Origin of the sequence: Echinicola salinicaeni, from assembly GCF_014280965.1 — a bacterium.
Classification (GTDB): Bacteria; Bacteroidota; Bacteroidia; order Cytophagales; family Cyclobacteriaceae; genus Echinicola; species Echinicola salinicaeni.
In genome coordinates, this window is the sequence record NZ_JACODZ010000006.1 from 303,337 (window position 1) to 325,687 (window position 22,351).

At 37.5% G+C, this 22,351-nt stretch carries 22 protein-coding genes; 11 read left to right on the forward strand and 11 right to left on the reverse strand.

Annotated features, from left to right (window positions below; translation table 11 throughout):
• Positions 1–213: 213 nt before the first annotated feature.
• Positions 214–3,027, reverse strand: coding sequence for a DNA polymerase I (gene polA / locus H7U17_RS13445; protein WP_186757253.1), 2,814 nt, complete (start codon positions 3,025–3,027; stop codon positions 214–216).
• Between the two features lie 373 nt (positions 3,028–3,400).
• Between polA and H7U17_RS13450 the strand changes: the two genes are divergently transcribed.
• Complete coding sequence (locus H7U17_RS13450) at positions 3,401–3,718, forward strand: hypothetical protein (RefSeq protein ID WP_186757254.1); 318 nt, start codon at positions 3,401–3,403, stop codon at positions 3,716–3,718.
• A gap of 54 nt (positions 3,719–3,772) precedes the next feature.
• On the opposite strand, the gene H7U17_RS13455 is transcribed toward H7U17_RS13450, so the two are convergent.
• From H7U17_RS13455 to H7U17_RS13475, 5 genes are all read right to left on the reverse strand, one after another.
• Positions 3,773–4,561 (reverse strand): M48 family metallopeptidase, encoded by a 789-nt coding sequence (locus H7U17_RS13455; protein ID WP_186757255.1) that lies wholly within the window; start codon positions 4,559–4,561, stop codon positions 3,773–3,775.
• The gene (locus tag H7U17_RS13460) at positions 4,558–4,995 is read right to left on the reverse strand and encodes a DUF4870 domain-containing protein (RefSeq protein ID WP_186757256.1); all 438 of its coding nucleotides are present in this window, start codon (positions 4,993–4,995) and stop codon (positions 4,558–4,560) included. Before H7U17_RS13460 ends, H7U17_RS13455 begins: the two co-directional genes overlap by 4 nt.
• The gene (locus H7U17_RS13465) at positions 4,992–5,411 is read right to left on the reverse strand and encodes a DUF2752 domain-containing protein (RefSeq protein ID WP_186757257.1); all 420 of its coding nucleotides are present in this window, start codon (positions 5,409–5,411) and stop codon (positions 4,992–4,994) included. Before H7U17_RS13465 ends, H7U17_RS13460 begins: the two co-directional genes overlap by 4 nt.
• Before the next feature lies 1 nt (position 5,412).
• Positions 5,413–5,760, reverse strand: coding sequence for a TM2 domain-containing protein (locus tag H7U17_RS13470; RefSeq protein ID WP_186757258.1), 348 nt, complete (start codon positions 5,758–5,760; stop codon positions 5,413–5,415).
• 216 nt (positions 5,761–5,976) lie between these two features.
• Positions 5,977–6,414, reverse strand: a complete 438-nt coding sequence (locus tag H7U17_RS13475; protein ID WP_186757259.1) for a hypothetical protein — start codon at positions 6,412–6,414, stop codon at positions 5,977–5,979.
• A gap of 58 nt (positions 6,415–6,472) precedes the next feature.
• Between H7U17_RS13475 and H7U17_RS13480 the strand changes: the two genes are divergently transcribed.
• Positions 6,473–8,143: an amidase gene (locus H7U17_RS13480; RefSeq protein ID WP_186757260.1), complete on the forward strand. Its 1,671-nt coding sequence runs from the start codon at positions 6,473–6,475 to the stop codon at positions 8,141–8,143.
• A gap of 16 nt (positions 8,144–8,159) precedes the next feature.
• Here the strand turns inward: H7U17_RS13480 and H7U17_RS13485 are convergent, their stop codons facing one another.
• Genes H7U17_RS13485 through H7U17_RS13495 form a run of 3 tightly spaced genes read right to left on the reverse strand, consistent with a single transcriptional unit; the run spans position 8,160 to position 10,515 of the window.
• Complete coding sequence (locus H7U17_RS13485; RefSeq protein ID WP_186757261.1) at positions 8,160–8,852, reverse strand: LytR/AlgR family response regulator transcription factor; 693 nt, start codon at positions 8,850–8,852, stop codon at positions 8,160–8,162.
• Positions 8,842–9,894: a sensor histidine kinase gene (locus H7U17_RS20770; protein WP_186757262.1), complete on the reverse strand. Its 1,053-nt coding sequence runs from the start codon at positions 9,892–9,894 to the stop codon at positions 8,842–8,844. Before H7U17_RS20770 ends, H7U17_RS13485 begins: the two co-directional genes overlap by 11 nt.
• Positions 9,895–10,515, reverse strand: a complete 621-nt coding sequence (locus H7U17_RS13495; protein ID WP_186757263.1) for a hypothetical protein — start codon at positions 10,513–10,515, stop codon at positions 9,895–9,897. It lies immediately after the preceding gene.
• Positions 10,516–10,926: 411 nt separating this feature from the next.
• Between H7U17_RS13495 and H7U17_RS13500 the strand changes: the two genes are divergently transcribed.
• The 5 genes from H7U17_RS13500 (at position 10,927) to H7U17_RS13520 (ending at position 15,398) form a co-directional block, all read left to right on the forward strand.
• Positions 10,927–11,358 carry a hypothetical protein gene (locus H7U17_RS13500; RefSeq protein WP_186757264.1) on the forward strand — a complete coding sequence of 144 codons (432 nt, stop codon included), beginning with the start codon at positions 10,927–10,929 and terminating at the stop codon, positions 11,356–11,358.
• Positions 11,359–11,393: 35 nt separating this feature from the next.
• The gene (locus tag H7U17_RS13505; protein WP_186757265.1) at positions 11,394–12,080 is read left to right on the forward strand and encodes a GOLPH3/VPS74 family protein; all 687 of its coding nucleotides are present in this window, start codon (positions 11,394–11,396) and stop codon (positions 12,078–12,080) included.
• A 38-nt stretch (positions 12,081–12,118) separates the two neighbouring features.
• Entirely contained in the window at positions 12,119–13,369 is a 1,251-nt protein-coding gene (locus H7U17_RS13510; RefSeq protein WP_186757266.1) for a glycosyltransferase, read from the forward strand.
• Positions 13,370–13,810: 441 nt separating this feature from the next.
• Positions 13,811–14,608, forward strand: coding sequence for a helix-turn-helix domain-containing protein (locus tag H7U17_RS13515; RefSeq protein WP_186757267.1), 798 nt, complete (start codon positions 13,811–13,813; stop codon positions 14,606–14,608).
• 118 nt (positions 14,609–14,726) lie between these two features.
• Positions 14,727–15,398: a potassium channel family protein gene (locus H7U17_RS13520; RefSeq protein ID WP_186757268.1), complete on the forward strand. Its 672-nt coding sequence runs from the start codon at positions 14,727–14,729 to the stop codon at positions 15,396–15,398.
• 39 nt (positions 15,399–15,437) lie between these two features.
• On the opposite strand, the gene H7U17_RS13525 is transcribed toward H7U17_RS13520, so the two are convergent.
• Positions 15,438–17,057, reverse strand: a complete 1,620-nt coding sequence (locus H7U17_RS13525) for a hypothetical protein (protein WP_186757269.1) — start codon at positions 17,055–17,057, stop codon at positions 15,438–15,440.
• A 443-nt stretch (positions 17,058–17,500) separates the two neighbouring features.
• On the opposite strand from H7U17_RS13525, the gene H7U17_RS13530 reads away from it, so the two are divergent.
• The 3 genes from H7U17_RS13530 (at position 17,501) to H7U17_RS13540 (ending at position 21,149) form a co-directional block, all read left to right on the forward strand.
• A complete protein-coding gene (locus H7U17_RS13530; RefSeq protein WP_186757270.1) occupies positions 17,501–19,372 on the forward strand; it encodes a mechanosensitive ion channel family protein in 1,872 nt (623 codons plus the stop codon).
• A 219-nt stretch (positions 19,373–19,591) separates the two neighbouring features.
• Positions 19,592–20,428, forward strand: coding sequence for a glycoside hydrolase family 16 protein (locus H7U17_RS13535; RefSeq protein WP_222439208.1), 837 nt, complete (start codon positions 19,592–19,594; stop codon positions 20,426–20,428).
• Positions 20,429–20,525: 97 nt separating this feature from the next.
• Positions 20,526–21,149, forward strand: a complete 624-nt coding sequence (locus H7U17_RS13540; protein ID WP_230981416.1) for a peroxiredoxin-like family protein — start codon at positions 20,526–20,528, stop codon at positions 21,147–21,149.
• A gap of 102 nt (positions 21,150–21,251) precedes the next feature.
• Here the strand turns inward: H7U17_RS13540 and H7U17_RS13545 are convergent, their stop codons facing one another.
• Complete coding sequence (locus H7U17_RS13545) at positions 21,252–21,608, reverse strand: winged helix-turn-helix transcriptional regulator (RefSeq protein ID WP_186757271.1); 357 nt, start codon at positions 21,606–21,608, stop codon at positions 21,252–21,254.
• A gap of 108 nt (positions 21,609–21,716) precedes the next feature.
• Here H7U17_RS13545 and H7U17_RS13550 point away from each other — a divergent pair, with 108 nt between their 5' ends.
• Positions 21,717–22,349, forward strand: a complete 633-nt coding sequence (locus tag H7U17_RS13550; protein WP_186757272.1) for an NAD(P)H-dependent oxidoreductase — start codon at positions 21,717–21,719, stop codon at positions 22,347–22,349.
• The last annotated feature ends 2 nt before the right edge of the window (positions 22,350–22,351 follow it).

Sequence of the window (22,351 nt, forward strand, 5' to 3'; positions counted from 1 at the left end):
TCTAATAATAGCTTGGATTGATAATCCATTTTGTTAATCAGTATATTCTCTGATTTAATATTTATTAGGGGCTTTTTAAAAGCCCTTTATTTAAATGTTCGCCATTTCAAATGGCGAACAGTGGAAAACAGTTTAAAGGACCGTGCCACCTCTAGACTCAGTTACCAATGATATGACCATTTATTTTTTTGTGGATAACTTCAAATTCTTTTCTTAATGGGCCTCTAGCCAGTCTTTGCCTACGCCTACTTCTACCTGCATTGGCACTTCTATTGGCAAGGCTTCTGTCATCAGTTTTGGAACTTCCTTTTTCAATAGATCTACCTCATCCTTATGTGCATCGAAAACTAATTCATCATGTACTTGCAGGATCATCTTGGATTTCAATTGTTTTTCCTGCATCCATTTGTGCACTTGGATCATGGCCACTTTGATCATGTCTGCCGCACTGCCTTGAATTGGAGCATTAATGGCATTTCTTTCAGAAAATCCCCTCATGGTGGCATTTCGACTGTTGATATCTCTCAAATACCTACGCCTGCCCAAAATGGTTTCCACATATTCGTTTTTCCTGGCCTTTTCGATACAATCATTCATGTATTCACTTACTGCTGGGAATTCCTTGAAATAGGCATCAATGATTTCCTTTGCTTCAGTACGTGAAATATCCAGCCTTTGGGATAATCCAAATGCTGAAATGCCATAGATAATTCCAAAGTTGGCTGTTTTGGCCTTTCTACGCATGTCTGAGGTGACTTCTTCCAATGGTACCTGGAAAATTTTGGCAGCAGTAGTACTGTGGATATCTCTACCTTCTTTGAATGCTTCTATCATGGATTTATCCTTGGAGAAGGCTGCCATGATACGCAGTTCTATTTGGCTATAATCCGCTGCTAAGATTACATGATCTTTGTCCCTAGCTACAAATGCTTTTCTAATTTCCCGGCCTCTTTCTGTTCTGATCGGAATATTCTGCAAATTGGGATTGACTGAAGAGAGTCTTCCCGTAGCAGCGACTATCTGATTATAAGTGGTATGGATTCGGCCACTTTTTGGATTGATCAGTGTAGGCAAAGTGTCTACATAGGTATTTTTGAGCTTTACCAATTCCCGGAAATTAAGAATGGCGCGTGCAATTTCATGTTTATGGGCCAGCTTGGAAAGAACCTCTTCACCGGTGGCATATTGACCAGTTTTAGTTTTTTTGGCCTTAGGATCCAGTTCCATTTTGACAAAAAGCACCTCTCCCAGCTGTTTTGGAGAGGCCAGGTTGAATTTGGTGCCGGCCATCTCATAGACTTTTGCCTCGATTTCGGTGATATCTTTTTCCAAGCTCGTGGATAATTCAGCTAGGCTTTCCTTATCTAAACTGATTCCCTCGAATTCCATGGCAGCCAAAACAGGAATTAAAGGGGTTTCTACTTCATAGAATAATTTTTCAAGACCTCTTTCCTTTAAGTCTGGATTGAGTTTTTGGGCCAATTGTAAGGTAATGTCAGCATCTTCTGAGGCATACTCGACTACTTTATCCACGTCCACATCCCGCATATTGCCTTGGTTTTTGCCCTTTTTACCAATAAGGCTTTCGATGGAAACAGGTTTATAGTTGAGATAGTGTTCTGCCAACCAGTCCATGCCATGCTTCCCTTCTGGCTCTATGAGATAATGGGCCAACATGGTGTCGTAGTAGGTGCCTTTTACCTCAATGCCATAATTCTTCAGTACCAAGACATCATACTTTATGTTTTGGCCGATTTTGGTGATGTTATCATTTTCAAAAATAGGCTTTAAAGGCGCCAATAATTTTTGGGCTGCTTTATGATCTGATGGTATAGGAATATAAAAAGCTTCTCCAGTAATATAGGCAAAGGAAATTCCAACCAGTTCAGCCCTGTTAGGATCTACATCAGTAGTTTCTGTATCAAAGCAAAGCTCATCCTGGATTTCTAGATACTCCACCAATTCTTCGATGGCTTTTACTCCATCTACTTTATGGTAATCATGGGCTTTTGAAAAAATCGAATCCATTTGGCTTGGTGTTGGGATTGGGCTGGCTTCCTCAATATCTTCCTCCTCTTCAGTTTCCTGTGGCCCAGTAAATAAGCCTAATTGTTCATTGACTTTAACCGAAGGTTTCTTAATACTTTCTCCAAATACTCTTTTGGTCAAGGTTCGGAATTCCAGTTCGGCAAACAAGGCTTTAAGTTTTTCTTCATCCGGTCCATCATAAGTAAAATCCTTTGGATTAAACTCAATGGGAACATTTTGCATGATAGTAGCGAGCTCTTTAGACAATATTCCCTGCTGCCCAAAATTGACTACGTTTTCTTTTTGCTTGCCCTTCAGTTCCTCTGTGTGCTCCAATAAGCCTTCAATACTCCCGTAGGCTTTCAATAGTTTTTTGGCTGTTTTTTCACCGATGCCCGGGATTCCCGGAATGTTGTCCACTGCATCTCCCATCAGCCCTAAAATATCCCTTACTTGGTCAGGACTTTCAATTTCCCATTTTTCACATACCTCCTTTGGTCCCATGATATCTACCGCATTTCCCATGAAGGCTGGCTTGTAAAGGAAGATATGGTCATCCACTAGCTGGCCATAATCCTTATCAGGTGTCATCATAAACACTTCAAAGTCCTTGTATTCGGCTTTTTTTGCGATGGTTCCGATAATATCATCTGCTTCATAACCATCCAGTTCAAGAATTGGAATATTAAATCCTTCCACGATCTGTTTTACCCATGGAATCCCCACACTGATATCTTCGGGAGTCTCTTGACGGTTGGCTTTATAGGCTTCAAACTGCTCATGACGAAAAGTAGGTGCCGAAGTATCAAAAGCTACAGCTAGGTGGCTGGGCTTTTGTTTTTCAATTACTTCCAGCAAAGTGTTGGTAAATCCCAACATGATTCCGGTATTAAGCCCTTTGGAATTTATTCTTGGGTTTTTGCTAAAAGCAAAATGCGCCCTATAGATCAGGGCCATCGCATCTAGTAGAAACAGTTTTTTCTTGTCTGAACTGGACATTGGTTTAATTGGCTTATAATGTTTGAATTAGCCCTAGGGGCAATTTACCCAGTTTGGGAGTGTGGCTAAATTACAAATTATAATGCAAAGGTCAGTGCGGCTTTTCGATCTTCTTTGAACATGAAAAGTCAGTTCTCAATACTTTATATATTCAGTTGATTTTGTCCATTAACCTATAAAATAAATGAGCTACTATATTTTTATTAGGAGCTGTATTCTTTCTGAGCTTAAATAATATAGCTAAAATGAATATTTTGGATTAATATTTGATTAAGTAGCTAGTTGATCAAGATAATTCATTTTAAAATGAATGGGATTTTTGTATATTATTGAGACATTATTAATTATTTTATTTCACTAAACTTTAAATTATATGAAAAGATTAGCGTTCTTTTTAGCGGTGATGTTTACTTTCACTGCATTTGCACCAGGTGTAATGGCAGAGCCCATTAAGAAAGACAAAGATGAAACTGAACTAAGTCCTGAAGATGAAGCAAGACTGGACGAAATGAAAGCCAGAGTGGATGAAATAAAAGCCATGGATTTTAGTGAAATGAGTAAAGAGGAGAGAAAAGAAGTGAGGGATGAATTAAGAAGCTTGAAGAAAGAAGCCAAGACCATGGGCGGAGGCATCTTTTTATCTGTCGGAGCCATTATTATTATTTTGTTGATCTTGATCTTAGTGACCTGATCTTGATAGACAATAAATAAAAAAGGGGCTGATTTAATTAAATCAGCCCCTTTTTTATTGTACTAAGGTTTTTATTTCTTTCCAAGTAGCATTGTCCAGGATAGGTTCACTGATCACTAAATTCCCTTCTTGATATTCAATGATGTTTTGAGCCCTGTCATTGGAATTGGGATGCGTACTGATCCAAGTAATATAACGCATGATTTCAGGATCATCCAAGGACAGTCTATAAAGGAAATCGGCAAAGTGTTTAGGATCGATTTTGGCATTGACCAAATAATCTGATGCTTGTAAGTCTGCTGCCTTTTCTTGGTCCCGATCAAATGCTGAGGAAGATAATAGCTTGGCCACTTCCGCTATTGCGCCTCCATTACCGGTAGTTATAGAAATCAGCATGGAGATGCCCATTTCCTTGGCTAGTTTTTTCATGACATGGTTTAATTCTATATGGGCAATTTCATGTGATATGACACCGGCCAGTTCTTCAGGGTTTTCACTAGCTTTGATAAGTCCAGTGTAAATAACCAAATGACCATTTGGCATAGCAAAGGCATTGATTTCATCTTTTTCTAAAACATGTAGTTTTATTGATTCTTGATCTATTTTATTGGCATGACAAATGGTATGAATGATGGTATCCAAGGATTGTATAATATCATCATTGAACACCTCTCGTCCTTCTCTGGAATATATTTCCCATAGTTGTTCGCCCAGCTTTTCTTCAAGTTCTTGTCCTGATTTTTCCACTTCAAAAATTGATGTCCAGTTGATTTGTGCGAGGGAAAACCAGCAAAAAAGGAATAAGGCTAGCAGTAAGAAGCTTTGGAGGAATACTTTTTTCATAGGGTCTTTTTACAAATTGCTGAGGTAAGTCCACCATAAAACCACCAGTGGAGGTGCACTCCTTTGCGTACTTGAATAGCACTGTAGATAGTGGCGATAAATTCTGTTAGGTTAAAAATTACCAAGGTGAAAATATAGGCGATGTAAATATTATTAACAGTGCTATCTTTAAATAGGATGGCAATGGTCCACCAAAAGCCTGCAGTATTCATAAAGAAAAGCGAAAATTGCGAAAGCAATGCCTGAGTACAGTGCCATCGGACAAAGTAAGTGCCCTTCCGGTTACCCAGAAAGAAAATCAAGGTAGCGAGTAAATTGATAATAGGAAGAGGCAGTCCAGCGATGAGCGCGATGAGTGACATGAGATAGCTATTGGAAGCTTTTTCAGCTTCATGTTCACCAGGTTTATAATCGAAGGTTTGAATTTGGATCATATGCCCTTATAGATATTCCAAGCCCAATTGATAAGTACCAAAAGGATTAAAGGAATGGCTAGAGATGGTTTTTTTAACTTTTGTTCCAGCTTTTGATATACTTTCCAAAAACTTTCCTTTTCAAATACCATATCCAATAGTATCCAAAATGGGAGGATCATCATGGCCGAAACAATAAGAAATCCCAAAGGATTATAATAAATGGCCATTGGGAAATCAAGATGAAGGATTGAAAGCACTGATCGGGTACTTCCACATGAAGGGCAGGGAATATTAGTGACATTTTTGATCAAACAAACAGTAAGCCCTTTCTCCTGTTGATGGGAAGTAAAGATCAGCTGATAAATTATCCAAATATACCCTGCCCCTAAGGCAGAAATCAAAAGCATATAAAGCTTTTTGCTGCCAGAATTCATATTAAGCGCTTACAGATAAGGCTTCTTGAAGTCTTAGTTGGTTCTTTTCTCTTGTTGCACCTTGAATCATAAACCAGTCAATAATGGCCCAGATTCCAAAGCCACCACAGGTTAGCAGCTTGCCTACTCCTTTACCGGTGTCTCCAATGATAAAACGGTCAATTCCTAGACTACCGCCAAGCAAGGAAACGATCAAACTGGTGGTAGGGTCTTTGAATTGTAATACTTGTACAATATTCCACATGGAGTCATCAAGCTCAAGTAAGCGTTGTCTGATAAGTGGTAATTGATGACCCTCAAAATATTTGCTGTTGGTCATGATAAAAAGGTCAACTTTAGCTGCGTCCATTTTTTTATGTTAGTTGATGAAAAGATTTAAGCTATTTAATTATCAATAAAGATGATTAGAAAATTCAAGTACCTATTTTTAGCTCTACACAATTAAAAATTGCTAAGAATGATTATAAAATTCAAAAGGTGAATATATACTAAGAAAATTAATTGTCAAAAAAAGATAATGAATATCACTTTTTCATCAATAAACGACTAAAAAATCAAATTCCACTTATTCTTCAATAGTTTTTAAATAATCCTTTACCTGAAGGGCTTTCCAGAGCACAATACATAGAATTATTATCCACAATACTTCATTAAAGCCCAAATGAAATATGGTTCGCTTATTCCAACCTAAAGTGTCAACATAATAAACAGTAAACCAGATAGCAGAGATCAATTTGCCACCTATTCCTACCATAATAAGGTATAGCCAACTAATGGGATAGAATCCGCTGAGGAAAATCAGGAAACCTATGATCAGGCCAAAGCTGCCATAAATATTAGAACTGACATCGACAGGCACTTCTGGGTGCATGGATAGCCAAGAAAGCAAAGGAGCACCAAACCATTTGAAGAATGCTCCCCAAGCGACAGTCGTCATTCCTGCCAGTAACAATAGCCCCCTTAGAGGCATAGAAAAACGTGGAAATTCCTGATTTTTTTCCATAATAAAATTTTCTAACTTCCTAAGGGGATTTCCCCCTCAAACCTTACAAAACTAACTCATGGAAAACAAAAACACTGCATTTTGGCCAATATTCCTTTTTGGCTTGGGTTTATTGATCACGGGATTTGTAATAGGTAAGGGTAGCCAAGAGATTTCTGCTGAAGCCATTTCTTGGGCCGAACGACTCATAGGTTTAGAGTTTTTGCCTTCTGAACGCGACAGCATGGTTTCATTGCTTGATGAACAGATGGCAGATTATCAAGCAATGCGCATAACTGATCTTGATAACTCGGTTAGCCCTGCTATAACTTTTAATCCCCTTCCTCATAGCTTTTATCCGGATCAAGAGCAATATGATTTTAATTGGGGGATTAAAAATGCTGAATTACCGGCAAAGGAAAATGATATCGCTTTTATGACCGCTGCGGACTTATCCACATTGATCAGGAATCAAAAAATTACTTCAGAAAGCTTGACAAAGCTTTATTTGGAGCGGCTAAAGACATATAGTGACACCTTGGAATGTCTTATCCTCTTACTGGAAGAGGAAGCGCTGAATAAGGCCAAAATGATGGATGAGGAAATCAAACAAGGGAAATATAGAGGCCCGCTTCATGGAATACCTTATGGTATTAAGGATCTGTTCGCTGTAAAGGGAACCAAAACCACGTGGGGAGCAATGCCCTATAAGGACCAGGAAATTGATGTGACGGCTACTGTTGTAGATAAGTTGGATGAGGCAGGGGCCGTTTTGGTTGCCAAGTTTACTTTAGGGGCATTGGCCATGGGGGATGTTTGGTATGGTGGGAAAACCAGGAATCCTTGGAATTTGAAACAGGGATCTTCTGGCTCTTCTGCAGGGTCTGCTTCAGCCGTGGGTGCCGGTCTTGTCCCCTTTGCTTTGGGTACAGAAACCTATGGAAGTATTGTTTCTCCATCTACCAGAAATGGAGTGACAGGTTTAAGGCCTACTTTTGGAAGAGTTAGTCGATATGGAGCGATGGCATTGAGTTGGAGCATGGATAAAATAGGGCCAATTTCCAGGTCTGCTGTGGATAATGGAATAATTTTGTCAGTTTTAAATGGTGTTGATGCTAAAGATAAGAGTACGATTCCGGCGGCATTTAATTATGATGCGGATAATAAACTTAGTGATTTAAAAGTAGGCTATTTCAAAGATTTATTCGATACTGAAAAGGCAGGGGGGTCAAGTGATATGGCTGTGCTGGAAGTGATGAGGGAAAATGGTATTCACTTAACTCCTTTGGAATTAAAGACTGATATTCCAGTGAGCAGCATGATTATTATGTTGATGGCAGAAGGAGCGGCTGCCTTTGATCAAATGACCAGATCCGGAAAAGATGATCTTTTGGTATCTCAAAACAAGAATGCTTGGCCTAATCTATTTCGGGCTTCACGTTTTATCCCTGCAGTGGAGTATATACAGGCCAGTCGCCTCAGGGCCTTATTAGTAGAGGAAATGCATTCACTTTTCAAAGATTATGATGTAATCATTAGTCCTTCCTTTGCGGGAAACCAATTGTTGATCACTAACCTGACGGGGCATCCTGCACTTTGCTTGCCCAATGGCTTTAATGAATCAGGTAGTCCTACTTCCATCACCTTTCTGGCAAACTTATATGAGGAGGAAAAATTGATCATGTTGGGAAGAATGTATCAGGAAGCAACCGAATGGGATGAAAGGAGGCCGCCTTTATTTGACCAATAATTGTTCTCTTGTTTAATTATGCTTTAATGCTATTAAGAAATTCGGCTTTATAGGTTTGGCCGATTGGGATGGTGGTATTATTGATATGGACCATATTACCTTCTATATGGTCCAGCTTATTAATGGCTATGGCATAGGATTTATGTATCCTGATGAAATCACTTTCAGGGAGTTGTCCCAAAAGGCCTTGGAAGGTATCGTGAACCAAAATGGACTTATCCACACAGTTTACTTTTATATAATCCCCGAAGGCCTCTAGGTAAAAAATATCATCGATATCCACACGGTATAGTTTTTTATCGGCTTTTAGGACTATATGTTTTGGTTCCTTATTCAGTTTGGATGAACCAGTATTTACCTTGTTGAGTACTTTTTGTACTGCTTTGAGGAAACGCTCAAAGGGGAATGGTTTCAGTAAATAGTCCACAGCATCCAACTCAAATCCCTCAATGGCATATTGTGGATAAGCCGTTGTGAAGATCACATAGGGAGCTTTTGTAAGCGACTTATAAAAATCCAAGCCGGAGATTTTCGGCATGTTGATATCTAGGAATATTAACTGCACCTCTTTAGTGTTGATAATTTCCAATGCCTCCAAAGCATGTCTACAACTCGCAATAAGATTAAGAGAGGAACATTCCGCAATATACTTTTCCAATAAGTCCCTGGATGTGGGTTCGTCTTCAACAATGATGCAGTTAATCTTCATGGCTTAGTTTTAGGCTAACTTTAAATTTATGTTCGTCTTTTGATATTTGGAAAAGGTGCTTTTCCGGAAAAAGCAGGGCCAATCTGTTTTGGATATTGGCCAATCCAACACCATGGTCTGTCTGTTTGATGTCTCTTGCTTCTGGAAGATTGTTTTCAATTTCAAAGTCAAGCTTACGCTTGTCTGCATTGATCTGGATATCGATGAAGGTATTGTCCAAATCCCCTTTGATACCATGTTTATAACTGTTTTCTACCAATGGAATCAATAGCATAGGAGGAATGTGGATATCTTCTTTTATATATTTGGTGAGCTTTACCTTAGCCGTATTTTCGGTCCTATAGTTTTGTAGGCTGATATAATTGTTGATTTGCTCCAGTTCTGCAGATAAAGGGATGCTGTCCTTATTGGAATCATAGATCACGTAGCGTAATAAGTCCGATAATTTGATGATTACTTCAGGTGTTTCTTCCGCCTTGTCCAAAGCGAGGGTATAAAGCACGTTCAAAGTGTTAAAAAGAAAGTGTGGATTTACTTGTGAACGGAGGGCCTTGAGTTCAATAGCTGTTTTTTCTTTCTCCAGTTCACTGATTTCCTTTTGCGTTTTTAGTAACTCAAACCATTCCTTGGAGAGTTTCATTAGGGTACTTGAAATAAGGAAGGCCAAGAAAAACTTAGCTAAATCCCAGAGGGTATAATAGGAGATAAAATAATAACCTGGGAGAATATAGTCAATTAAATGGCCAAATAGGATGGCATTGAAGGCTACCCCAAGACTTAGCACTTGTATGACTCCAAGCGAATAAGCCAAGTATTTTCCTGTTCTGAGAAATCTAGGAATTAGGAATTGAAGATTGAGGTAAACAGGTAATGCCAGCGTCACCATAAATATCAAAGTATATATTCTGTCTACCGGTAAGATCTTATTCGCATTGGAAAAAATATTGATCAGGATAAAATAGGAAACGGTCCAAAACAGCAAGTGGTTGAACATGCTGTTTTGGAGGATTGCGTATGCTTTGTTCTTTTTAGACTGTTTCACTTAGCCTTTGCGTTTTAGGATGGATTTTCCTTCAAATAGTTTAGGTTCATCCTCATACTTCAAGACAAATTTTTGTAATTCATTTGGAGAAGCCGATAGTAATATTTCTCCTGAAATATTTTCGTGTGAGATTTTGACCCTATTTTGTTCGATCATTTTTTTTATATAGTCACCATCAAAATTCTGAATTATAAGTTCATTTTCTTTAATAACTACCTTCGCAAAAGTATGAACTGGATATATGTGCATTAGCCCGAATAAATTTTTGAACTCTTGGTCCGGATATTCATTTGGGAAAAAATCTAAGTAGGTGGAATTACCAACCTTTACCAAAAAAAGGTCAAAGATCACTGTTTCCCCATCATCTGTATGTTCCAATCGATAGAGTTTATCTGCACTATTGGATAATGAACTATCTTTAGAGTCGCGTGGATTAGATTTGCTGATTTTTAAGCCAAAATCATCGTCACCTTCATTATTATCAACCCAAACTCCTTCTAATCTTTCATCTATTATCAATTCATTTTCTGTATACAAAGGATAGAGGCTGGGGACTACACATCCGTTGACCAAAGCTATAATCAACAGCGATAGCAATGGGGTTCTTTTAAAAGTTTTCATAAAGTTTGAAGTTAAGATGAATAATGTTTTGAAGATAGGTGGATAGTAAAATTCCGAAAAATAATTTCGATGAACTGCTCCATTTTCCCGTTATCCTTAACACTCCACGGGTTTTGAATGAGATAATAATATTTCCCCAAATCCATATAAAGATGGTGAAAAGCGATTATAAATTTCTTTTACAAAAGCAATCTTAGCGTACATCTTAAAATTATTCGTGGGCTTCTCTTCAGAAATAAAATTAATGCAAAGTCAGTAAAGGTTTCCAAAGTCTTTATGAATAATACACAGCAAAAAACTATTTAGAAAAGGTATGTCATCCAGATAGATAATAGCCTAATTGGTATATTATATGGTGATTTTTACTGGGAATTTAGTAAATTAACTAGCTGAGCTAAACATACTATATTTATGGAACAAACAATAAAAATTCCGACTTGGTATTGGGTAGTGGCCATAATTATGCTTTTATGGAATTTACTGGGCGTCAGTGCTTTTTTTATGCAGGTTGGTATGTCTGAAGAAGCCATGGCTGCCTTGCCTGAGACAGAAAGAGAACTATATGCTTCCTACCCGATTTGGGCAACCATTGCATATGCGGTTGCAGTTTTTGGCGGGGCTTTGGGATGTATCGGTCTACTTTTGAAAAAGAAATGGGCGAAAATGGTATTGATCATTTCATTGATCGGAATAATCATCCAGGTGTTTCATAGTTTGGCCATTTCCGAAGCAATGGATGTATATGGCCCCGGGGCGGCAGTTATGCCAACAATGATTATCGTATTGGCTATATTCTTAGTATGGCTATCCAACTTTAGCATCAAAAAGCATTGGCTTACCTGAGTGATTACCCAAAATTTTGATTAATAATAAATACTATGGACATAAGCATTGCAAAACAATTTTTATTGCTTGCCCAACATCCAGAAAAAGGAAGAATGCTGATTTCTGGTTTACATCTTCAATTTGGCTTGGCAGGAGCATTATTACTTCAGATGTCCATGGAGGACAAACTGAACCTTAAGGAAGAACTGGTATATATCAAAAAGGGAGCAATGTTCAATGATCCCCATTTAAGGGAAATCGCCGAAATGATCCAATCATCAAGAAAGCCAAGGAAGATGAAATATTGGATACAAAAGATAGGTCATAAGGCTTCAAGGTGGAGATACCATTATTATAATCAAATGGCCAAAGGCAGATTGATAAAAGTGGAGAAAAAGAAGTTTTTGGGTTTAATTCCTTATACTCAAACTTATTTACTCAATAGCCAAGTTAGAAATAAATTGATTCAGGACTTGAAAAGTGAAATTTTTAGAAAGAAGAATATTGCTCCAGAAAATATGGCGGTTCTAGGATTAGTGGAGGCCTGTAAATTGCATAATGTACTAAGTAAGGAAAAAAAACAATTGAAGAGCCTGAGAAAGGATTTAAAACAACTGGTTAAGGAAAGCCCTATTTCCGCTAACGTTGATGCAACCATTTCTCAGGTACAAGCTGCTATTATAACCACCATTGTTGCATCTACTGTTGCCACCAATGCAGCTACTTCAGCAGCTGGATGAATTGAACTATTATATCTAATGATCTAGCTAAAGTTTTCATGAAAATTTTGATTGTTTCCATTGGAACACGTGGGGATATGGAGCCTTTTTTGGCAGTTGGCCAATTGCTGAGAAAAAGAGGGCATCAGGTCATTGCTGTTTTTCCTGCGCAGTTTGAGGACTTGGTTAAGGCTGCAGGTTTGGAGTTTCGTTCGCTTGGCTCCGAATTTTTGGATATGTTGGAAACAGATGCTGGAAAGAGGGCATTGGGGACTGGTGGGCCATTTTGGAAGAAAATACCCGCTTTTATTCACCTGGCTTTCAAATATGGTGGGATCAATAAGCAGCTGATCATCCGTCAGGCCGAAATAGTGAAGAAAGAACAGCCAGATAGAATTATCAGGCATGCCAAAGCGGTGTATCCAGTACTTTGGTCTTTGGACAATCATGGTAAAGTTATCCTCTTAAGTCCGATACCTTATATAGTTCATTTGGTAAAAGACCGGGCCCATATTGCTTTTGCAGGTAATTATGGTTTAACCATTAATCGAATTACCTACTGGATTGCGATGGGAGGCCTGACGCAGACTATTAAAAAAAGTGCCGCTTGGTTAAATAAGAAATGTTCAACGAGGGAAATTAGGAAGGCAGTTTTGGGGGCAAAAACCATCTATACCATTTCACCTCAAATTTTCGAAAGACCTGATTATTGGCCTGAGAATGTAAAGGTACTAGGCTATCAAGAGCGAAAAAGCAGCTCTAGCTGGGAAATAGATACCCAATTAGATTCCTTTATAGAAAAGCATGAAAAGGTCCTTTTTGTGACATTTGGAAGCATGGTAAATCCTTCTCCTAAGGAGAAAACAAGGGTTTTAATAGAAGTTATCCACAAATTGAAAATTCCAACAGTTATCAACATCGCGGCAGGAGGTTTGATCATTCCTGAGTTATATGATCGCGATTTGGTTTATTTTGTAAATGATGTTCCCTATGACTGGATCTTACCAAGAATGTATGCAATGGTTCACCATGGTGGTTCAGGCACTACTCATCTCTCACTCAAGCATGGCTGTGCCTCGATGATAATTCCACATATAATCGATCAATATATGTGGAATGGTGTCTTAAGTGACCTGGGCGTAGGTCCAAAAGGAATGGATATAGGGGATTTTAAACTGAAACAATTAGAAATCAAGCTCAACGATTTATGGGGAAATCCTTCTTATAAAAAGCGCGCAAAGGAGATTTCCATAAAGATGGCCATGGAGGATTTTGATGAGGAAATTATTCAAACCATTGTCGATGATTGATAGAATATGGACTTTTTGGTAATTAGTATAGAAAAGGGTTGATAGGGTAATTATTGTTGAGTATGAAAGTTTGTGAGTATGATGCTTATCAAAATTAAACTATATAGAATGTTAATTTTAATTAAATATGTCGCTTAATTATGATGATTTTCATCATATAAGTTCCAAAAGAAATCCATTGATAAACCTATAACTTTTTATAAGTAGGCAAGAATTAAATTCATTAAATAGGCGATTAAAGACATAAAACTGTGATTTTTGCTATGAGTTTTCTATTATACCTAAGGTAGGTGTTGGTTAAGTAATTACAGAAAATGTTTATTTTACCATTAAAAGAAAAACGCTTCGGTTGTATTGAAAATCCCCTTTTAAGCTATATTTTTCGTATTATTAAGAAAAGTATCGAGTTTTTATTGAACTCATGTAGTGTTAAAAGTGAATATGAGTACTGGGATTACACATTTGGTCGATTTATGGAAAGAGGGTTATTCCAATCATATTGAAAAGTACAAACCTTATCAGGCTATTGAGCAATTGAAGCATATAGCCGCCTTATTTTGTCCGGGGGAGTTTTTCTATTTTATATTGAATATGCATAATCTGGAGCTGGAATATGTTCATCCAGGTGTACAGCAATTTATTGATATAGACCCAGAAGAGGCGACCATAGAGAGTTTACTTAGCTCTATTGACCCTGATGATGTGCCTTCTGTTAAGGCCAAGGAGTTGGTACTTAAGCAGTTTATGGAAAATGCGGTTCCTCCAGAAGAATTGCCTTCCTATAAAATGCTTTATATGTATCGCATCAAGGATAAATGTGGGAAATATAGGACCATGTTACTTCAAGTAAATGTGCTATCGGTTTCGGATAAAGGGACGATTGAGCATGTATTAAGTGTTCATACTGATATTTCTTTTATGGGGGTTCAGAAGACAGAGACGGTATCCTTTGTTCATCTTAATGGTGGAAAGTCCTTCTATGATGTAAATCTTGATTTGGATAATTTGGTTTTCGAGGAGGATTTTGACAAAAGCGATGGGGTGAGCAAGCAGTTGACCAAAAGAGAGGTAGAAATCGTACAGTTGTCTTCCAAGGGCTATTCGGTCAATAAGATTGCTTGTAGCTTGAATATTTCTGAACTGACGGTACGAACCCATCGAAAAAACATGCTTAAAAAAACCAAATATTCATCTATGCGGAAGTTGGTGACCAAATGTTTGATGGAGGGGATTATCTAAACTTTGTAGTATTTTCATTTTGAAACGTATCCTTAAAACCATCCCGTTATAGCATTGGGACTGGAAATTTTTTATTTTAGGTAGATGGATTGAAGGCTTTTGCTTTTTCTATAAATCTATGAAGAAACTCTTGTCCATCTTGGGAAATTGGAAGTATGAACTATTGCTATATGCTTTGGTTCAGCACCTCTATATTTCTGTTTTTTTTAAAGATATGGATTTTTATATCCATACTATTTGGCCTTTCAATATGATATTTTTAGGACTGGCCAGTGTTGGGGTATTTATGGGCAAGGGAAAATGGTTGATTTGGATAAAGAACTTTCTCCTATTATTGGTGATTTTTCTGCCTATTTTTCAGGCGCTAAAGCACAATGCGGCTGTTTACTTACAGGTTTCCAGCTTGGTGTATATGGGCTTTTTTCTCATCATATTTGGTGAGGTTATTAAGTTTTTATTAAAGCCCAAGTATATCAATTTGGATTTATTGATAGCTGCAGGCTGTGGATATTTTCTGCTGATTGAAATTTGCGCCTTTATGCTTCAGTTTTTGTTTTATAATGACCCCTCCTCAATTGGCAATATTGACATGAGCAGTGTTCCCAATACTTTTGTAGATATGGTATATTATGCTTCTATCATTCAGACGAGTATAGGATTTGGAGATATCACTCCCCTTTCCCATACGACCAAGATGGCGACATCTTTTTTTGGCGTAATGGGACAACTATATAATGTGGTACTTGTAGGTATTCTGATCAGTAAATTCTCTAATCATGGAAAAAATTAAAGGGCTGCATCTTGACCTAAGATGCAGCCCAAGAGTTTACTATTTGTTTTTGCCAAGATAGGTATATTCCTTTCCTTCTTTATTTATTATCATTTTCGATTTGCTTAGGAAAGTGACCCTACTGTATACAAAAAGTTTATTGTTTTGCCCCATTATTAAATAGTATTGACCTTCTGGTGCTGTAGTGTTTTCCCATTGTCTTTGGATGTTCCAATAGTAATAATGAGATGAATTTCCTTTTCCATTGAATTCTGTATACCTAATAGCAGTAGAATCAGACTTAAAGATGAGGTTTTCATAGTAAGTATCTCCTGATCCTGGTTCTGCTTCCCATTCCAATTCCCATGGGCTTTGGTCAATTAGAATGTCTGATGCATTATTGTAAATGATTGATGCATCAAATTCATTAGCAACTTGATTTCCAAATCCATCCTCATAGGTCAAAGTGAAGCCAAAGGACTGATTGCTCTTTTCGTTTGTGCTAAATATGGCATAGAACTTTTCAGTGTCTCCTGTCAATTCACTTACTTGTACCATATTATTTCTGGAAATTGAAATGGAGAGGTTTTCAAAATCATCCACATACCTACTTTCTGTTTTTTCATTAAAATCAGGTAAGCCTAGCTCTGGATAATTCGTTATAAGCTTTTTATATAGATCGATAAACTCTCCAATTACAGGAAGGCTTAAATTTTTATCTTCCACATTTAGAGTCCTATAATTCATCTTGATGGAGAAAGCTACTTTTTCTTTGTTATTGAAAGTAAATGGATCAGCCATAATTCTGAAATTGGAAATAGCCCCATCCGTATATTCAAAAGTGGTTTCACTCAAATCATTCTGTGCGAAATAGGCCATACTTAGTAATTCAGAAACTGCTGATTTTACTTTGTTCATCAAGAAAGACTTTTCTCCAGTAATAAGGCTAAGACCAATATCCAGAGCACCTACAATACCTATGCCTACTGCAGCTGCAGCAGAGCTTTGCACTACTGCTAAAGCTCCTATGGTATATAGGGTTACTTTTTTCATTTGTGTAAACCTGCATGATGCATTACAGTCGCCCATGTTTCTATTATTAGGGTCTCCGTTACCAATCAGGTCGTCATAGATTTCCAGCTCCGCTTTCAACTGAATGAGTTGCTTGGAATTTGCCTGGATAAATGAGGCCGCTTGCTGTTTTTCAGCTAAACTTAGTTGATCAAAATCGGCTTTGGCTAGTTCAATTTCACTTTTATCCATTCCATCATAATGGGAATTATCCTCAAAATAACTTGATAGATAGTTGTCCACAAAGGCCTCAGGATCATTGATTTCGGAGGCATTTATAATGTTGATATTAGTTTTGAAAATGTTTTCTCCAATGGAGAAAGAGACACTTTGTTTTCCAGTCGAAGCTTCAGCCGGTACCATAAATATCAATTCTTTTTCTCCAGTCTTTTGGATATTGATGGGTAAGCTCCCCAATAATCCCGTAATGGCCGTTTCTGATATGGAAATGTCTGTGGTTATCGTTACTAGTTGTAAGGCTTGGGCATCCGAAGCACTTAAGGCAATTGATGTGTTTTTCGGGACTGAAGAAGGATTTTCTTCGCTGGAACAGGATACCAAGGAAAGTATCAAAATTATGTGAATGAGCTTAGCATAGACATTTTTCATTTTACTGGAGAGGTTAAAATTTCAATTAATACTTAAAAAGCACCTAATTTGAATATTTAATTTATTATCTCCTATACCCTAAAATGAGTATATATCGTATAAATGGTAGAATTCCATCAATAAAAGTCGCTTAAAAGGGTGTGAAGAAACTGCAATGACTGGAGAATTATATTTTTAAAAAATAGAAAATGAAGCATTAGGCAAGGAATATCCTCTTAAATGAATAGGATTAAGATATAGATAATTGGAAAGACGTAAATATGCAGCAGTCTCTAATCATTTTTTTGTAAATGGGTACATGACTCTGCTAGATTATTCATTTTGCTTGAATTTGATTAGCGATGAAAGGTTTTTCAAATATTAGCTTTATTTTTAATTAAGAAATATTAACTCCTTCGGATTCTGGGGGCAATGTTTTGATAATATTAGATAACCTTTGGTAGATGAAGAAGTATTTAGGTGTATTTTTGATTGGGTTTCTGCTAGCATCCATAGCAGCCAAAGCTCAAACGGATAGCTTGGCAAATCAAGATTCCATGGATAATGTATTGTTGGAGGCTTATGAATCTAAGATTGCTGCCATAGAAAAGCAACGCTTAGAGGATTCCTTGATGCGGGCAGCCTTGGAGATGCAGCTTAATTCCCTTAAAACTACCGATAACCTTAAGAAAGAAGAACTACAGGCCCAACTGGATGAGATTGCCAATCGGGAATCAAATAGGCTCTCTCTAAAAAAAGCCCAAATAGATTCACTCCGTAAAAATACCCAAGGCTACCCGGTACTGGGAGTAATGAGCGATACTCTTTTTCATATTTACACAAAAATTGGTGCTTCCAGACCCAAAGAAAGGGCTGATAATATAAGCCAAAAAATCAGTGGGCTATATGATGATGATTTTTTAATAGTAGACTCCATTAGGGTAATTGCTGAAGAGAATCTGGCCGATATTGTGTATAATGAAACCATCATCATGAGTGTCTCAGAAATGGACGCTTTATGGAATGATACTACTATTCGAAGCCTAGCAGATAGCTATGCTGTAGAGATCAAAGCGTCGATAGTACAAGCAAGAAAGGATAATAGTTTTGTGACCATATTGATTAGAATTGGATTGGTCATCCTTTCGATTTCTAGTACCTGGTTAGTTATATGGATGGTAGGAAAAGGGCACCGCAGGCTATTAAAGTATATAGCGGCCCGTAAGGATGATTGGCTGAAAGATTTGTCTTATAAGGATTATACATTCCTATCGGCCTATCAGGAGTTCAAATTCATCATTTTTATCAGTCGCTTTTTGAAATGGCTTATTTATGCTTTGGTTTTGTATATCGCATTGCCATTAGTATTAAGTGTGTTCCCATTTACCAGAGGCTGGTCATATCAGTTATTTGATCTTATATGGTCTCCCTTTAAGGCCATATTTGTTTCTGTAGTAGAATTTTTGCCAGATCTATTTAGCATATTGGCTATATATCTGGTGATGCGTTATGTGATCAAATTTGTGAGTTATATTTTTGATGAAATTGCCAATGAAAAATTAGTCATTACTGGTTTTCATACAGATTGGGCTAAACCTACTTATAATATTGTCAGGTTTTTATTATATGCCTTTACTTTTGTAATGATCTTCCCACACCTTCCAGGTTCGGATTCTCCTGCTTTCAAAGGTGTTTCTGTGTTTATAGGTATTCTGTTTTCTTTGGGTTCTTCTTCTGCTATTTCCAATATGATAGCTGGTTTGGTAATTACCTATATGCGTCCATTCAAAATCGGAGATAGGATCAGATTAGGAGATACTTCAGGGGATGTAGTGGAAAAGACCCTTTTGGTGACCAGGCTGAAAACTATCAAAAATGAGGAAATTACTATTCCTAATTCAGCTATTCTAACTGGAAATACCATAAACTATACCTCCTATTCCCAAAATGAAGGATTAATTATCCACACTTCTGTGACCATTGGTTATGATGTTCCTTGGCAGCTGATGTATGAAATTTTGATAGAGGCAGCCTTAAGAACGGATTTGATTATGAAGGACCCCAAGCCATTTGTATTGCAAACCAGTTTGGATGATTTTTATGTGGCTTATCAGCTGAATGCCTACACCAAAGAAGCCAGCAAGCAAGCTTTGATCTATAGCAATCTGCATCAAAATATTCAGGATGTATGTAATGAGAAGGGCGTAGAGATTCTTTCTCCACATTACAGGGCTCAGCGAGATGGAAATTCTACTACCATTCCATCGGATTATTTGCCTAAGGATTATCAGGCACCTCCATTTAATGTGAATATCAAAAAAGAGAAACCCGAGTAATTAATAGGCTTATTTAATAATTGAAACACCAGATTGAAGTTTGACTTTCAATGGATGCGCTTTGCTCCAACAGTTCCTGAGCTTCCAGCTTTTGTATTCAATTTCCTTTTTGGGAATGAATTTCATGTATTTATTGGTGTAATTTATTTCATTTTATTACATCTTTAAAGATGATAGCCCTTTCAATCCTAACAATTCCAATTCTTAAACATAATAAATATGAAAATCTCAAAGATGCTGCCCCATTTTTTGTTGGGTGTTGGTATAATGGTGCAGTCTTGTAATCCCAAGCCTTATAAGATATCTGAAGGTCACAGTTATATTCAAAAAAGTAAACGATATGACAAAGAATGGAAATTGGTTTGGAATGATGAGTTTAATGAGGGAAAAATAGATTCAGAGAAATGGACCAAGATTCCACCAAATAGTGCTGATTGGGGGAATTATATGACTTCCGATCCAAAATGTTATGCTTTTGAAGATGGGAAATTGATACTTAAAGGCATCAAGAATGAAGACCAATCAAAAGATGATCGTCCTTATTTGACAGGCGGGGTGTATACCAAGGGGAAATTTGCTTTTCAATTTGGGAAAATAGAGATTCGAGCTAAGCTGGGTTCTGCAAAGGGGGCTTGGCCGGCAATTTGGATGCTTGCAGAACAGAATAAATATGGGAACTATCCCAAAAATGGAGAGATTGATATTATGGAGCATATCAATTTTGAAGACCGAATTTACCAAACGACCCACTCCTATTATACACTGAATCTAAAACAAACCGATAATCCTCCTCATGGAGGAACGGCTGATTTTGATAAGGATGTCTTTAATACTTTTGGTTTGGAATGGTATCCAGATAAATTGGTATTTACCCTAAATGGAGAGCCTACCTTTACCTATCCTAGACTGGATGATGTGGATAAATCCCAGTGGCCCTATGATCAACCTTTTTATTTGTTAATCGATATGCAGTTAGAGGGAAGCTGGGTTGGCACTGCTAACCCCGATGATTTGCCTGTGGAAATGGAGGTAGATTGGGTAAGGGTGTATCAATAATTTTAAACTTAATATTGGTTTTTCTTATTCTTGAAAACTATTGATTGTCAAATGCCGTTTGCTAAACCTTATTAACTACACTAGTCAAAATAAAACAATGAAAAACTACTATTCGAAATTTCTATGGGCATTTATGTTTATCTGCCTTTTCCAATTCAATAAAACTTATGCACAAGCGGGATTGAATGTCCCTGCAGATCCAACTGATATTTCTCCCCTTTTGATTGGCGAGCAAATTCCTATGAGTCAAGTTAAGGACACAGATGGAAATATAAAGTCCCTGAATGAAATTGTGGCCAATAAGCCAACGCTACTAATTTTCTATCGTGGAGGTTGGTGTCCATACTGCAATAAGCATTTGGCAGAATTGCAGAGCATTGAGCAGGATATTCTGGATATGGGCTATCAGATTGTGGCTATCAGTCCTGATGCTCCTGAACAGCTGAAAGCAACTGTGGATAAAAATGAATTGACCTATAGCCTCTATTCGGATAATGACTTGAAAGTGACCAAGGCCTTTGGATTGGCATTCCAGGCTCCGGGAAGATATAAGGAAATGCTTTTTAAAGCTTCTGATCAATTAAACCCTGGAATTATACCGGTACCTGCTGTCTTTGCTTTGGATATCGAAGGAAATATTCAGTTTGAATATATCAATCCAAATTATGATACTCGAATCAGCGGGGATTTGATCAAGGCAGCACTGGGAACATTGAGATAGCAGAGATCAGATGTTAAAAGTTAAAATGAAGGACAGTCTATTATAGGCTGTCTTTTTTTTATCTATGTGTGGATAATTATTCAGAGGAACAAGGAAAATAATTTATACCATGACACTTTCCCTATGCTCCAGCCCCCATTTGACCATTGCATCCAATACATTCTTGATTTTTTTGCCTGAGGGGGTGAGCTCATATTCTACTGTCACGGGAGTAGTGTCATGGACAGTTCTTTTTACAATGCTATTCAGCTCAAGTTCCTTCAATTCCTTGGAAAGCATTCTTGGTGTTATTTTGGGAATATCTCTTTCCAATTCTTTAAATCGCTTGGTGCCATAGCAGAGTGATCCGATAATCGGCAATTTCCATTTGCCGCTAATGGCATTCATTGCCTCACGAACAGCTAAGACAAATTCACTAGAGCATAAGTGAACTTTTTGGTTTTCTATGATTGTTTCCATTATCCTATACGAGTTTGCTATACTTTAGTATACCGGTATACTAAAGTATAGTACTTACTTTTGTATAGTAAATATAGCTAATTTTGTGGCAAAAGAAAAAGAGAAATTATGAGTTTATTAGAAAATTTAGCGTGGAGATACGCCACTAAAAAGATGAATGGGAAGACAGTTCCCCAGGAAAAAGTAGAGTATATCCTTGAAGCTGCCAGAATGTCTCCATCATCTTCCGGTTTGCAACCTTACAGAGTTTTGGTGATTACTGATCCAGAGATAAAAGAAAAGATGAAGCCTATTGCTTGGAATCAAAGTCAGATCACCGATGCCTCTCATATTTTGGTTTTTGCTTCCTGGGATAAATATACTGAAGAAAAGATCCAGGAAGTTTTCCACAAAACTTTAGAGGAAAGAGGGTTGCCATTGGATAGAATGGATGACTATAAAGAGAAATTATGGGGTCTATATAGCCAGCTTTCTGAGGAATGGCATGCGAACCATGCTGCAAAGCAGGCTTATATTGCTTTTGGATTGGCAATAGCTGCAGCTGCTGAGCAAAAAGTAGATGCTACTCCTATGGAGGGCTTTGATAATGCAGCGATGGACGAGCTATTGGGCTTAGAGGAGTATGGTTTGAAAAGTGCCGTTATATTGCCTCTTGGATACAGAGATGAAGCTGAGGATTGGAATGTAAATTTGAAGAAGGTCAGAACTCCGAAGGAAGAGTTTTTACTTGAAGAAGTATAAGT